The following is a 14980-nucleotide window of genomic DNA, read 5'->3' as shown; positions in this document are numbered from 1 at the left end:
AAAACGATAGGTTTTACAAACTTTTCGTGAGACTTTACATGGTAACTCTTGAGACTTTACCCAGTAAAACCTATGCTTTTACCATGTAAAGTCTCACGATAAGTTTGGTTCGCTCGAATTGAAAATTGCACACTTTTGCGAAAAACGCTGCAAAAGCTTCTGAATCATCCGTTTACGACTGCACGCTCAAAACTCGCGAAAATGAAAAACAAAATCCGTTGTCGGTTTTTCGCGAGTTATGAGCGTGCAAATCGTGCAAATATCGTCTTGGCAAAAACTGTGCCAAACTTTGTTGCTGCTTACTTCTTCATCAGCGATACGGCGAAGCCGCCGCCGCGTGCCTGCTTAACCTTCAGCACGTCGCCCTTCTTCACGGTGCGGTGCAGGATGGTGTATGCCTTCGGGTTCTTCTCGTAGTCGGCGTTCTTGCCGTCCTGGTAGATGGCGCAGTCGTACTTGGCACCTGCGTCGAGGAAGTCGAGCTTCACGGTAGTCTGACGGGCGTTGTTTGTCTTTCCGCCCACGAACCAGTTGTCCGTGCCCTTAGCCTTGCGAGCTACGGTGATATACTCCGCCGGCTCAGCCTCCAGGTATTTCGAATCGTCCCAGTCGCAAGCCACGTCGCGTATGAACTGGAAGGCGTCGTCGTACTTCTCGTAGTGCTCCGGCAGGTCGGCTGCCATCTGCAGCGGCGAGTATATCACGAGGTAGAGTGCGAGCTGTCCGCAGAGCGTGGTGTGAACGTACGACGGGTTGTCGCTCCATTCTTTCAGGCGTGTCTCGAAGATACCCGGCGTGTAGTCCATCGGTCCGCCCTGCAGGCGTGTGAAGGGCAGCATGACGGTGTGGTAGGGCACCGATCCGCCGAATGCCTCGTACTCTGTACCGCGTGCCGACTCGTTGCCTACGAGGTTAGGCCATGTGCGGCAGATGCCGGTAGGGCGTGTAGCCTCGTGAGCGTTCACCATGATGTGGTGCTTGGCAGCGGTCTCGATGACGCGCTGATAGTGGTTGTTCATCAGCTGCGAGTAGTGGTACTCGCCGCGCGGGATGATGTCGCCTACGTAGCCCGTCTTAACGGCGTCGTAGCCGTACTTGTTCATAAGGTTGAACGCGTCCTCAAGGTGTCGCTCGTAGTTGAGTGCCGACGAAGATGTCTCGTGGTGCATCATCAGGCGCACGCCCTTCGAGTGAGCATACTCGTTGAGATATTTGATGTCGAAGTCGGGGTAGGGTGTCACGAAATCGAACACGTCGAGCTTCTGATGACCGAACCAGTCCTCCCAGCCCTCGTTCCATCCCTCGACGAGCACCTCCTGCAAGCCGTTCTTGGCTGCGAAGTCGATGTAGCGCTTCACCTCGGCTGTGGTGGCGCCGTGCTTGCCGTTGGGTCGGCACTTTGAGTAGTCGGTCTCGCCGAGACGCACCGAAGGCAGGTCGTTGGTGTACGCCCATGTCTTTGTGCCAACGATCATGTTCCACCACACGCCGCAGTATTTCGTCGGGTGAATCCACGATGTGTCCTCAATCTTGCACGGCTCGTTGAGGTTCAGCGTGAGCTTCTTCGAGAGCATGTCGCGTGCGTCGTCGCTCACGAGCACCGTGCGCCACGGCGTGTTGAACGGAGTCTGTATAAAACCCTTGCGTCCTACTGCGTCGGGCGTGAGCCACGACTCGAAGGTGAGCGTCTTATCGTCGAGGTTGAGGTGCATCGTCGGATAGTCGAGACACGCCGCCTCGTGTATGTTGATGTAGAGTCCGTCCTTGGTCTTCAGCTGCAGCGATGTCTGCACGCCCGTGTCGGAGAACACCGTCGTAGACGAGTTTGCGGTGTACGCCTTGCGGTTCTTGCTTATCACCTCGCGTATGCCCGTGAGCGGCGTAATCTGATACTCGTACTCCTGCGTGTCGTAGTCGCCCGGAATCCAGTAGGCGGTGTGGTCGCCAGTCATTGCAAACTGCGTGTGCTCCTCCTTTATCACGAAGTAGTTGAGGTCCTGCTGCTGCGGGAACTCGTAGCGCAAGCCCATGCCGTAGTCGTAGACGCGGAATCTAATCTTGATGTTACGGTTGCTCGACGGCTGGTTGAGGCTTACCTCAAGCTCGTTGTAGTTGTTGCGAATTGTCTTTGTCTCGCCCCAAACCGGTGTCCAAGTCTCGTCGAAGGTAGATGTCTTCGACGTCGTTTCCTTGAATCCGTCCATCAGGTCGGTCTCCTCCATGCCCTTCGACGCGTGCTTGTCGCGTGCAAGCTCCAGTCCGAGGTGCGATGGGTTAATCACCTTCTTGCCCTTGTAGCTCATTTCGTACGTAGGACGTCCGTTGTCGGTGAGCGAGAACGTAAGGCTCACGTTGCCGTCGGGCGAAGCGACGGTCTGTGCCGATGCCATAGCCGGCAGAAGCGCAAGCATGGCTGCAATACTCTTTATGTGCATATCGTTGATTGTTATTTATTTAGGTTTTTTCTGCTGCAAAATTATATATAAGAAATGTGTTCTGCTAAGATTCGGGCGTCATTCTGTCCGACTTTTTCGTGCAAACGTTTACAATTCGGTGCACGGAGCGCTGCTACAAATGTTAAACCGACTTGTAGATATGTTTCATCGGGTAGTTAAAAGTTACAAAATGTATGCAGATATGTTTGATTTTGTTTCAATTTGTATTAACTTTGCGCAAATAGTTTACAATTTTTAAAAAGAATCGATATGAATAAACTTTTACTTAGCTTAGCTGCGCTCGCTGTTTCGGCAGCCGCAAGCGCACAGAATGTGTATTCTACCGACTTTGAAGGAGCAGACGAATTTGCGAAATGGACGGTTGTCGACGCCAATAACGACGGCGTTACATGGGTATATGATGCAGAAGGCTCGCAGTCGAAGGTGTTCTACGCTTATTCTTCGAGCAATGTGGCTGACGACTGGCTCATTTCGCCGGCTATAACGCCTACGGCAACGGGCAAGCTGATGGTGCAGTACACCACGTACGGCACGTCGTACGGCGAGAAACTCGCCGTCTACACAGGCAATGCACCCACGGTTGAGGCAATGACGAAGCTGCAGGCGCAGAACGACAAGGTGCTCGGCGTGCGCACAACGGAGTATTTCTTCTACGACGCTACAGCAGGCGTGCCTTTCCATGTTGGCTTCCACACGACGAGTCCTGCCGACCAGTGGCGCTTCTATATGTGTGAGTTCAGCGTGAAGCAGGTTGACAAGGTTGTAGACTTGCAGGTAGACAACGTGCTTAGCCCCGTTTCGGGCGACAATCTCAGCAACGCCGAGACGGTGAAGGTTCATGTTGTGAACAACGGACTCGATGCGTCTGATAAGTTCGAGGTGGCTTATCAGCTCGACGGCGGTGCCGTTGTGAAGGAGAAGGTAGACCGTTCGCTTGCACCGGGCGAGGCTATGGAGTACACGTTCAGCCAGAAGGCAGATCTCTCTATGCCGCGCCACAAGTATGCACTGAAGGCATATACCATTGAACCGAACGACATCAATACCGACAACGATACTACTGCTGTCGTGGTGCGCCACGGCGGAGCCGTTACGCCGCCTTACTCGTGGGGCTTTGAGCCGGGCGACGACACAGCCGACTTCAAGTTCTACAACCTCAACGGCGACGACGGCGAGTGGAAGGTTTATCAGGCTACGTATATGAATATGGCGCGCACGGGCTATGGCTGTCTCGCGTACAATTATAATAAGGAGAACGACGCCGACGACTGGGCGATGCTCGACCCGATAAAGGTGGAGGCAGGCAACTACGTGCTGCGCTACTGGTATTCGGGTTCTGACGGACACACCGAGAAGCTGGGCGTATACTGGGGCACCGGCAACACGCCCGACGATATGGATGTCTGCATCGACGAGCAGACCATCAAACAGGGCAAATACCAGGAGGCGTTCAAGGTGATTAAGTTTGACAAGCCGCAGACTATCTATCTCGGCTTCTACTCGCACAGCGACAAGAACGAGAACTGGCTCACCATCGACGACGTGCAGTTCTACAAGGCATCGAGCGACGCCGTCGACCTTGTTGTTACCGACATGGCGCTGCCTTACGACTATGTGCGCACGCCTAACGACAAGAACGTGCAGTTCACCATTCAGAACGTGGGCATCAAGGACGCCAAAGGCAAGGTGAAGGTGAGCGTCGACGGCGAGCAGAAGGCTGAGGTAGACCTTTGCATGAAGGCGCAGGAGATAAAGAACCTCACGGCAAGCAACGTGCTCGACGGACTGGCTGCGGGCAAGCACACCGTAACCGTCACTATCGAGAGCGACGACGACAACATGCCCGACAACAACGTGATGTCGAAGGAGGTGAATGTGCTGGGCGCCCCTGTAGTCTACTACGACTTCGAGGATGGCAAGATTTCGTCTGACCTCAGCTTCTATGTAGGCGACTCTGGCACGGTGAACGCTAATGCCGGCGAAGAGTTCAACAAGGAGGGTTGGGGAATCTTCAACATCGAGAAGCACGCCATGCTCGGCGAGCACGTACTGGCTGGCACAAGCTGGATTGACGGTGCTACGCCCGACCGCTGGCTCATCCTGCCGAAGGTGCATGTGAACAGCGAGAATGCTTGCTTCGTTTGGGATGCAATGTCGTTCAACCAGCTGCTGCTCGAGACTTACCGTGTGAAGGTTTCCGACGGTTCGGGCAATCCTGCCGACTACTGGTACACTACCGACCTTGAGGTGAAGGGCGAGACCGTTGCGCCGAAGACACGCGGCATCAGCCTCTCGAAGTACAACGGCAAGGACGTATACATCGCCTTCAACCTCGTAACACCGAAGGGTGAGGTGCTCTGTCTCGACAACATCGGCGTGTACGGCGATGTCGTTAACGGCATCACGGATGTGAACGGCGAGACTGCCGGTATGTTCATCGTCGACAACAACAGCTTCGGCGCAGTAGGTGCTAAGTCGGTGGCTGTGGTAGATCTCAGCGGACGCACCGTGCTTCGTGCTGAGAGCAGTTCGGCAAGTGTAGCAGGCTTGCAGCCCGGCGTATACGTTGGCGTTGCTAAGTTTGCAGACGGCAGCACTAAGTCGCTGAAGTTCGTGAAGAAATAAGTAGGAGCCTCCTACGATAAGCAAAGCAACTTATAAATACAAAAATCCCGTTGCGCAGAAGCATCTGCACAACGGGATTTTTCATGCATTAATAAAGCACAAAAAAATCGGGTGTCTCACGACATCCGATTTTCAAAAACAAACTACTTAAAAACTAATCTACTAAAACAAATCAAAATATCTTATATGCGAAGTTATGCTTTATCGTTTTTGCGAGCGATGTTTTATCGTTCTTTTTACGTTGGCAAAATTACTAATAAAAACAATTCGCTCCAAATCTTTTTTCTACTTTTTTGCTTGATTTAGAGCAAGAAGTAAGGGTTTGAACGATAAGTGTTACTATTTGAAACAATAGTGTTAGTGGATGTCCGTGTTTGTAAACGTTTGCGTTAGAAACGCGTCATAAATTCCACTACAATCTTGTCGCGTTCAGAGCGATGAGCGATGCCTCCGTCGCGATAGAAATACTTCTCGTAGTTGAGTCGGATGTCGCTGACGAACGGTTTCTTGAGGCTCAGCGTTACGCCGCTCGTCAGACGCGAGCGCTGATAGTCGTTCACGATGAGCTTGCCTTCGGTGTTCGCCTTGCCGTCAAGATAGCGTGTGCCGTCGCTGTGGTCGCTCATGTAGTCGTAGCGCACAAGCGGAGTGACGTACTTCACGAGTCCCTTCTTCACCTTTATGTCGTAGCTCACGAACGAGTCGAACGCATGCACAGCCTTGAACGCGTTGTCGGCATAGTGCTTGTAGAGATACTCCGCTTCTACGTGCCATCCGTTCTGATGCCAGTAGGCACCAGCGTCGTACATCATCACGTCGGTGTTGTCGGGCTTTATCTTCTGCGTGCTCAGCGTGAGGTTGAATCCGTGCGGCATGAGCAGTTGCGCCTTAGCCGAGAAGTTAACGTTCTTTGTCCAGAAGTCCTTCTGGTTGGTCAGTCCCGACCCGTTGAAGAGTCCGGCTTCGAGCACGATAGGGAAGCCCACGTTGAACGTGTAGCCCAATGCCGCACCCACGTCGCGCACGTTGCCCACCTGCTTGGCTATGAACGAGCGGTTGGCGAAATACTGCTGGTGGGGCGAGCGGTGGGCGTCGATAGTGAACGGCACGCGCATCTGTCCGATGGTGAACTGCATGGTCTGCCACGGCTTCAGTCGGGTGTAGGCGTCGAGCATCTTTATTTTGCCTTCGTCGCAGAGGTCGATCTCAGCCTTATAATATATAATAGGTGAGAGCGAACCGTCGATGCTCACGCGAGCGTTGCGCACCTCGAAGCGGTGTTCGCCCTCCTCGGTCTGCAGTTCGTACTTGGAGCGTATCGTTCCGTGGATGTTCATTGTGGGTTTCGTCTCAGACTTCTGCTCTGTAGCGGTTTCAGCTTTCGTCTCCTGCGCCATTGCCGTAGCGGCAGCGAGGCTGACGAGAGCTGTTGTGATGAATGTCTTCATTGCTTGTCGTGTTATGATTTCGGCTGCAAAGGTCGACATTCTATTTTTTCACCGCATGTCAAGTGTGTTACAATGCTGTTACCGGCGTTTTTTGTTGTTTCAGACTGTGGCTACGGCTTGTGTCATCTGTTGCCCCACATAGCCTGATAGTCGCGCTTGGCAGCAGGAGCGGTCCACTCTGCAGGCACGAACTGCCAGTTGCCGTGCGTTTGCGGAGTGATGGGCGAATGTTCGCGCACATACCTTATTATATAGTCGCGCAGCGTGTAGTCGCCTCGCCACACTATGCGGCTTTCGAGCTGCGCCTTGTCTATGCCGGCGCCCTTGGTGAGCAGTCCGCCGCCGCCAGCCGCGCGATAGCTGTTTACAGCCACGCGATAAGTACGGCTTTCGTCGAACGCTGTGCCGTCAGCCATGCTCTTTATCACGATGCGCTCGCCGCGCGGCTTCGTCACATCCACGTTGTATACTATGCCTGCCGCCGTGTCGAGATTGTAGAAAGGCTTGGTGAGCCCGAAGAACTTGTCGCGCGACGAGTCGCGGTTGTTCATACATATCAGGTGGTCGTCGGGCGATGTCATCGTTGCTACCCATCCGTCGTAGCTCATCTCAAGATAGCGGCGTATCTCGCTGCCCGTGAGCTGCATCACGCAGAGATCGTTCTCATAGCTGTAGAGCTTGTACATGTCGGCGAGCGTAGCCGCACCGCTCTTCACCGTAACGTCGAACGACAGCGGACTGGCGAATGAGATCTCGGCTCCGCTTGTGCTGAGCATCACGTCGTGAACGAAATCGACGAGTGCGCTCGGACCGAAATAGCAGTCGCGCGAGGTCATTGATGTTGTGAACGAGCCTACCTCGGTGCCTACGTATTTCTTCACTTCCTCAATCTGACTCTCGAAAGCCTTCATGTATTGCTGGTTGACAGATCGCTTGCCCATGTCTACGATGTTCACCTTCAGACTCTTGCCCTTTCCCTTCTTGCTCACCTCAAGCTCGGCGTCGGCGACACGCATAGCGTTGTTGGCAGGATTGACGATGATGGTCGTAGATCCGTCAGCGCTCTTCACCTCCTCGTAGTGAGTAGAGTGGTCGTGTCCGTAGAATATCACGTCGAAGCCCGGCACCTCGCGAGCTATGTCGCGTGTGGCGTCGTTGAGCGAACCGTTTGTGAGGCTGCGGTCGTTTATGCCGGTGTGGAACAAGCCCACTATCACATCCGGACGCTCCTTCTTCTTCACCACATCCATCCACTTGCGTGCCGACTGCACGGCGTCTTCAAAGCGCAGTCCGCTCCACAGTTCCTCCGACAGCCACGACGGCACACCGGGAGTGATGAGTCCGATGACGGCTATCTTCACGCCGTCGCGCTTGAAGACCATGTAAGGTTTCTGATAGGGCAGACCGGTGGCGGTGCTCACTATATTGGCGCCGAGCATAGGGCAGTTGAGTTCCTTCACCCACTTGTCGTATACCGCATGACCCGTCTCCACATCGTGGTTGCCCATAGTCTGCACGTCGTAGCGCATGAAGTTGCTCACAGATGCCGCGATGTTCTCCACATCGGTCTTCTCATAATTATAATATGTGACGACGGGCTGTCCTTGCAGCACGTCTCCTGCGTCCATCAGCAAGAGTCGGTCGCCGTATATGGTGCGCAGCGAGTCGACATACGACGACACGCGAGCGAGCGAACCATCGGTTGGCTGCTGGTTGATGAAGTCGTACGGGAAAAAGCGTCCGTGAACGTCGGTCGTCTCTATCATTCTTATCTTCACTGTCTTGTCTGCTTTGCTTCCTGCATAGGATGCTGCTGATAAGGCGAAAGCCATGAACATGGTCGCCAATGCCTTTGTATGATTTGTTTTCACTGTGTATGTTGTTGAGTTTAATAGTCTCAAAGTTACGTGTTTTAGGCAATATCCACAAATTATTCGTCGGTTTTTGAGTAATGCTTCGAAAATAAAGCGTAATTTTGCAATATCTTATATCAACAAACAAATTAAAAACCAACAATCTATGAACAAATCAGTTATATTAAGTATGGCTTTTGCCGCTGTGATGTCTTTCTGTTCGCTTGCGGCAAACGCACAATCGCTCTCTCCGTCTACAAAATGGCATTGGAACAAAGGCAAGATAATGATTGAGTCGCCCGAACGCCCTGCAGGACAGAAGGACGTGCTCGGACTGGCACTCCCGAAGATGAAGACGGTGCGCGTGGGCTTCGTCGGTCTTGGCATGCGCGGACCGAGTGCGGTAGAAGACTTCTGCTTGATACCTGGTGTGGAGATTGTGGCTCTCTGCGACTACGTAGAGGCGCGCGCAGCCAAGCAGAACGAGACGCTGCGCAAGCACGGACTGGCTCCTGCCGCCGTCTATTACGGCGAGAAGGGCTATGAGGATCTGTGCCGCCGCAACGATATCGACCTTGTATATATAGCTACCGACTGGGAGCATCATGCCGTTGTGGCAAAGTGCGCAATGGAGAACGGCAAGAACGTAGCCGACGAGGTGCCCTCGGCAATGAACCTTGAGGAATGTTGGCAGCTCATCGACCTGGCTGAACAGAAGCAGCTCAACTGCATGATTCTCGAGAACTGCTGCTACGACTGGTTCGAGATGCGCACTCTGAATATGGCGCAGCACGGCGTGTTCGGCGAGATACTGCATGCGCAGGGCGCATACATACACAATCTTGACGAGTTCTGGGACTATTACTGGAAGAATCCGAACGGATCCGACCCCGAGCAGCTCGGATGGCGACTGAAGTATAACCGCGAGAACCGTGGCGACATCTATGCCACACACGGACTTGGTCCGGTGGCGCAGCTGCTCGACATTCATCGCGGCGACCGCATGACTACGCTTGTGGCTATGGACACGAAGAGCGTTCACGGCAAAGAGCTTGTTGAGGCTAAGACCGGCAAGCCCTGCGACGACTTCCGCAACGGCGACCACACCACCACTCTCATACGCACAGCTAACAAGAAGGTGATAGAGTTGCAGCACGACGTGATGAATCCGCAGCCCTACAACCGCCTGTATCAGCTTACCGGAACGCGCGGATTCGCCAACAAGTATCCCGTCGAAGGCTATGCTCTCGACAGCAAGCAGCTTGCGGCAAGCGGCGTGCAGCCACAGGTCGACAATCTCTCTACGCACAGCTTCATGCCCGAGGCTGAGAAGCAGGCTCTCGAGGCCAAGTACGACCATCCTATTCTGAAGAAGTTCGGCAAGCTGGCTAAGGAGGTAGGCGGCCATGGAGGCATGGACTTCATCATGACCGCGCGCCTCGTGTATTGTCTGCAGAACGGTCTGCCGCTCGATATGGACGTATACGACTTGGCTGAGTGGTGCTCCATTGCAGAGCTTGGAGCTTTGTCGATGGACAACGACTGCGCTCCGGTGGCTTTCCCCGACTTCACGCGTGGTCTCTGGAACAAGTTCAAGGGCTACAGGCATGCTTATGCCACACCTGAGGAAGAGGCTCAGACCGAGGCTGCTGCCAACAAGTTCACAAAGGCATACAAGGAGGCTACTGCCAAGCTGAAGCTCTGGACTCTCTACGACAATGTGCAGAACGCCAAGACCGACGCTGCGAAGAAGAAGGCGCAGACCCAGCTCGACAAGGCTGTGGCTAAGGCGAAAAATCATGCCGCAAAGCTTTGCGCTTTGTGATATTATATGTAACTTCGCCCCGAAACTAATCAAACTAAGCACTATCCACGTATGAAAAAGATCAAGTTGGGCTTGCTCCCTAAGATTATCATTGCCATTATCCTCGGTATCGGGTTCGGCATCGTGTCGCCCGACATGCCCGTGCGCGTGTTCGTAACGTTCAACGCGCTCTTCAGCGAGTTCCTCGGTTTCCTTATTCCGCTCATCATCGTTGGACTCGTCACGCCGGCTATCGCCGACATCGGCAAGGGAGCCGGCAAACTGCTTGTAATAACCGCACTCATGGCGTACGGCGCCACCGTCTTCTCCGGCTTCCTTTCTTATGGAGTGGGGCAGGCGGTGTTCCCGGCGCTCATAACCGACAACCTGCAACTGGCGCAGATTAGCGAGGCGAAGGGCATTGAGCCGTTCTTCACCGTGAGCATCCCTGCTTCGCTCAACATTATGACTGCTTTGGTTATGGCGTTCACCTTCGGTCTTGGCATCGCCCATCTTGAGTCGCACACGCTGAAGTCGATGTTCGGCGAGTTCCGCGACATCATCACAAAGACCATACAGGTAGTGGTGTTGCCGCTTTTGCCCATCTATATCTTCGGCATCTTCTTCAACATGACCCACTCGGGCGAAGTGTTCAAGGTGCTCAGCGTGTTCGTGAAGATTATCGGCGTAATCTTCGTGATGCACATCTTCCTGCTTGTTTTCCAGTATTTCATAGCCTCGCTCTTCGTGCGCAAGAACCCGTTGCGCCTGCTTCTCAACATGATGCCGGCTTACTTCACGGCTCTCGGCACGCAGTCGTCGGCGGCTACCATTCCCGTCACGCTGCGCCAGACCATCAACAACGGCGTTAACAAGGACATTGCGGGCTTCGTCATTCCGCTCTGCGCCACCATCCACCTCTCGGGCAGCACGATGAAGATAGTGTCGTGCGCGTTGGCGCTGATGATGATGCAGAATATTCCGTACGACTTCCAAATGATGTCGGGCTTCATCCTCATGCTGGGCATCACGATGGTGGCGGCGCCGGGCGTACCGGGCGGAGCTATCATGGCGGCTCTCGGCATTCTCTCGTCGATGCTCGGCTTCGACGACCAGTCGCTCGCACTCATGATTGCGCTCTACATAGCTATGGACAGCTTCGGCACAGCCTGCAACGTCACTGGCGACGGCGCCATCGCGCTCGTCGTAGACAAACTCACCTACTGGCACAAACGCTCGCATAATAATAATGTGTAGCGAAGCGACTGTGTGCGCAAAAAGGAGACAGAATCATTATTTCCGCAACAAAAAGTTTGGCGAATAGATATATTTATGTACTTTTGCAATCGGTATCGTTCTGTAGCGATATCATTAAACCATAAATAATGTAACAACTATGAACAGAAAAACAATTCTGACATCAGCCATTCTCGCACTGTTTGCAGTGGGACAGAGCTACGCCGACAACAGTTTTGTCGTGAAAGACTCGTCTACCGGCGCAAAGCAGATGGAGGCAAAGCTGAGCACAGTAAGTCGTATCTGCTTCAAGAACGGCAAGATGGAAGTAAGGTTCGCCGACAAAACCACACGCGAACTCGCTTTCACCAACTCTACCGTGCTGTACTTCGAAGGCGAACCGACAAGCGTTACGCAGGTCGTAGGCGGAGCCGAGGGCTTGCAAGTGATGTATGCTGGCGGATTCGTGTCGGCTAACGGACTCACCGGTCCTGCCAACGCTGCCATCTACAACATTCAGGGACAGCGTGCCATGAGCCTCAAGGCTTGGGACGGAACACCGGTTAGCACCGATGCGCTCAGCAGCGGTGTGTATATTCTTAAAGTTAACAACAAATCAATTAAATTCGTAAAGAAATGAAGAAATTCTTCTCTATAGCGGCACTCGCATTGGCGATGTCGACAGGCGTACAGGCACAGACCGACGTAGTACCCAACCGTATGATCATTAACTCTTCTGTAGCAAGCAAGGCTTACGCAGTAGACCATGTTGACAGCATCTCTTTCGCACGCAAGGACGGCGAAGTGAAGGCTAACGTAGAGTTCCTCAGATATGAAAAGGACGAGGATGAGAACGATGTGGTATACGTAAAGGTTACACGTACCGACCCGAGCAGTACTTTCAGAATCGACGTTCTGCCTACAAATACCGCAAAGCAGTACGACGACATTACATTCGCACGCTACTTCGAGCGTATGTCGGGTACGCAACTCGCTGAGGACTTCTCTGAGGGCAAACTCTCTGGCTTCGCTCGCGAGTTCACAGCCAACACTCCGTACACCGTTGTTACTCTCGCTTACGACGAGTACGGCGTGCCGTGCCAGGTTTCACGCGCAGAGTTCAAGACTCCGAAGGTGCCTACAGTGGGCACTCCGTCTGTGACATACACTGTCGACGAGACCACATCAAGCAGCTTCACTCTCACCGTTACTCCTAACAAGGATTGCGAGGAATTCTACTGGTGCCAGTTCGAGAAGGGTAAGGCACAGGAGCAGTTCGAGCAGTGGGGACCGATGATGGGTCTCTCAAGCATTGAGGCTATGATTAAGCAGTTCAGCGGCAAATCTTACTCTGATGAGGCTACAAACACATGGGATGGACTTGCTCCTGGTACCGACTATGAGGTAGCAGTGCTCCCAGTTGACGTAGAAGGCAACTTCGGCGACCTCGTTTACATCTACGTTACAACAAAGGGTCAGGGTGGCGAAGGCGTTGCTCAGGTTACCGCAACCGTAGGCGACTACGTTAACAATGGTGGCTCGTATGTGCAGAACGTAACCTTCACACCGAACGACCAGACCGCCCTCTACCGTGATGCTATATGCGCTAAGGACAAGTACGAGGAGTTAGGTGGTGACAAGTGGGCTAAAGAATACCTCATGCAGGATATTCCGATGGACCCGAACTGGAACCAGTATGGAGTGGACAACTATATTTTCGAGGCAACTCCTAACACAGCCTACTACGCTCTTGCTCTCGCAAAGAACGCTAAGGGCGAGTGGGGTCCGCTCACAAAGCACGAGTTCACAACAGGTGCAGCTCCTGCAGGCGTAGCTCCTGCCAAGGCTGTTGCTATGCCGAAGCGCATCGCTACAAAGAAGGCTGCTAAGCGCACAGCCGTAGCTCCGGTTATGCGCACAATGACGCTCGTTCAGCAGTAAGAAAAGATAAATAAATAGAAAAGGTGCAACGTGTTTGACGTTGCACCTTTTTTGTTGGTATGCTATCGGGGCAATACTATCTCTGCCACAATCGGACGATGGTCGGAAGCCTGCGTGTTCAGAACATCCGAGAAAAGCGTAACCGCCGGATGCTGTGTGCCTCCCTTTCCGTTTTTGCCCGCGCTCTTGCGTTTGTATGCAGCTATGTAGTCGAGACACTCCGTCGGCTTGTCGGCAGGCCACGACTTCTGCTTGCCGCTGCATATTTGGAATTTCTCCTCAAACTGGCGTATGAACGGCGAATCGGGCTTGTCGTTCAGGTCGCCAGCCACCACGAACGGCTTTCCGCTTTTCTTTGCCGCCTCCTCAATGATGCCTATCGACGCAATGCGGTCGGCTTCGGTCAGCGAGAGGTGGGTCGATGCAAATACGAAGTCGTCGAACTCCGCCACAAGCAGCGTTCGTGCCTCCTCAGTTCCGGGCAGCGCATACTGTCTGACGCTTATCGGGCGCTCGCGCGAGAGTATGCCGATGCCGTATTTGCCGCCTTCTAAATCTATTGCGGGTGCATACGATGCGTAGTAGTTCAGCTGTTCTGCTATCTCGCCCAGCGCATAAGTGTTGTTCGTGCGCTGCGTCATGCTGTCCACCTCCTGCACTGCCACCACATCCGGCGAAATAGCTCTCAGCACCTCGGCTATGCGCTTGTAGTTGAGCTGGTTGTCCATGCCCATGCCGTGCTGTATGTTATACGAAGCCACGCGCATCTGGTGCGGCGGTATGCCCGAGTTGTCTTGTGCGTTGCAAGTGACCGATGCGGTTATAGCCGCAGGCAGCAGAAGCGATAAGAATATGCGCTTCAGCTTTTGGTTTACTGTTTTCTTTGTTTTCATTCCTATTGTTTTCATTCTTATTGTTTTTTATAATTATCGTTTTCGAACCGCTAAGTTCGCAATAAATTCTGACAACTGCAAGAGTTTGTAGCTAAAGTTGGTGGTGTAGAAGCCCAAGAAGTGTTCTTCAAAATGCTAAAGATAGTCGTTGGACGGCGAACGGAATCCGATCGGACGGCGAACGGAATCTGATTGGACGGCGTACGGAATCCGATCGGGCGGCGGACGGAATCTGATCGGGCGGCGAACGCAATCCGATTGGGTGGCGAACGGAATCTGATCGGACGGCGAACGCAAAAAAGGGGGTGCACTTGTCTCAAGTGCACCGCTTACTATGTTAGTTGCGTTGAAAAGCTATCTTTATTGTTTAGATACACTTTCAATCTGGTCAGACTTCGTACGCAAAAAGGGTGCACTTATCCCTCTCACTCGCGTATAATATTATAATGTGTACGCCCACAATCATACGCTTTAATTGTAAATATCTGTTAAAATCAAGCTAAAAACTCAACTTTTTCCTGCAAAAGTTTTGGAGGTTTGCAAAAAAGCTATACCTTTGCATCCGCTTTCGAGAACGAACGAAACCTCAAGCAAAACGAGAGGTTGAAGAGCGAAACAGGAAGCGAATAAAAAGAAAGAGTTCTTTGAAAAGATTTACATAAGACAGAAGTAGTACAAGAAGCGAGAACGATGAATAATCGTTCTTGGGTAGAAGAAAAACGAA

The 14980-nt window shown here is 52.9% G+C and carries 9 protein-coding genes; 5 read left to right on the top strand and 4 right to left on the bottom strand.

Annotation, left to right across the window (positions count from 1 at the left end; genetic code table 11):
• Positions 1–299: 299 nt before the first annotated feature.
• Positions 300–2435 (bottom strand): glycoside hydrolase family 97 protein, encoded by a 2136-nt coding sequence (locus KTQ90_RS05735; protein ID WP_217317553.1) that lies wholly within the window; start codon positions 2433–2435, stop codon positions 300–302.
• 270 nt (positions 2436–2705) lie between these two features.
• Here KTQ90_RS05735 and KTQ90_RS05730 point away from each other — a divergent pair, with 270 nt between their 5' ends.
• Positions 2706–5081, top strand: a complete 2376-nt coding sequence (locus KTQ90_RS05730; RefSeq protein WP_217317552.1) for a choice-of-anchor J domain-containing protein — start codon at positions 2706–2708, stop codon at positions 5079–5081.
• Positions 5082–5470: 389 nt separating this feature from the next.
• On the opposite strand, the gene KTQ90_RS05725 is transcribed toward KTQ90_RS05730, so the two are convergent.
• The gene (locus KTQ90_RS05725) at positions 5471–6529 is read right to left on the bottom strand and encodes a porin (RefSeq protein ID WP_217317551.1); all 1059 of its coding nucleotides are present in this window, start codon (positions 6527–6529) and stop codon (positions 5471–5473) included.
• Positions 6530–6651: 122 nt separating this feature from the next.
• Positions 6652–8400 carry a bifunctional metallophosphatase/5'-nucleotidase gene (locus tag KTQ90_RS05720; protein WP_369680858.1) on the bottom strand — a complete coding sequence of 583 codons (1749 nt, stop codon included), beginning with the start codon at positions 8398–8400 and terminating at the stop codon, positions 6652–6654.
• Positions 8401–8548: 148 nt separating this feature from the next.
• On the opposite strand from KTQ90_RS05720, the gene KTQ90_RS05715 reads away from it, so the two are divergent.
• From KTQ90_RS05715 to KTQ90_RS05700, 4 genes are all read left to right on the top strand, one after another.
• Positions 8549–10207, top strand: coding sequence for a Gfo/Idh/MocA family protein (locus tag KTQ90_RS05715; RefSeq protein WP_217317550.1), 1659 nt, complete (start codon positions 8549–8551; stop codon positions 10205–10207).
• A gap of 51 nt (positions 10208–10258) precedes the next feature.
• The gene (locus KTQ90_RS05710; RefSeq protein WP_217317549.1) at positions 10259–11443 is read left to right on the top strand and encodes a dicarboxylate/amino acid:cation symporter; all 1185 of its coding nucleotides are present in this window, start codon (positions 10259–10261) and stop codon (positions 11441–11443) included.
• 139 nt (positions 11444–11582) lie between these two features.
• Positions 11583–12062: a T9SS type A sorting domain-containing protein gene (locus KTQ90_RS05705; RefSeq protein WP_217317548.1), complete on the top strand. Its 480-nt coding sequence runs from the start codon at positions 11583–11585 to the stop codon at positions 12060–12062.
• Positions 12059–13363 (top strand): hypothetical protein, encoded by a 1305-nt coding sequence (locus KTQ90_RS05700; RefSeq protein WP_217317547.1) that lies wholly within the window; start codon positions 12059–12061, stop codon positions 13361–13363. Before KTQ90_RS05705 ends, KTQ90_RS05700 begins: the two co-directional genes overlap by 4 nt.
• Positions 13364–13425: 62 nt before the next feature.
• On the opposite strand, the gene KTQ90_RS05695 is transcribed toward KTQ90_RS05700, so the two are convergent.
• Complete coding sequence (locus tag KTQ90_RS05695) at positions 13426–14256, bottom strand: endonuclease/exonuclease/phosphatase family protein (protein ID WP_217317546.1); 831 nt, start codon at positions 14254–14256, stop codon at positions 13426–13428.
• Between the last annotated feature and the right edge of the window lie 724 nt (positions 14257–14980).

Source organism: Leyella stercorea (genome assembly GCF_019052365.1).
In the GTDB taxonomy this organism is placed as follows: Bacteria; Bacteroidota; Bacteroidia; order Bacteroidales; family Bacteroidaceae; genus Prevotella.
Note: the sequence above shows the minus strand (reverse complement) of the source record. Positions and strands in the feature narration are given on the sequence as shown.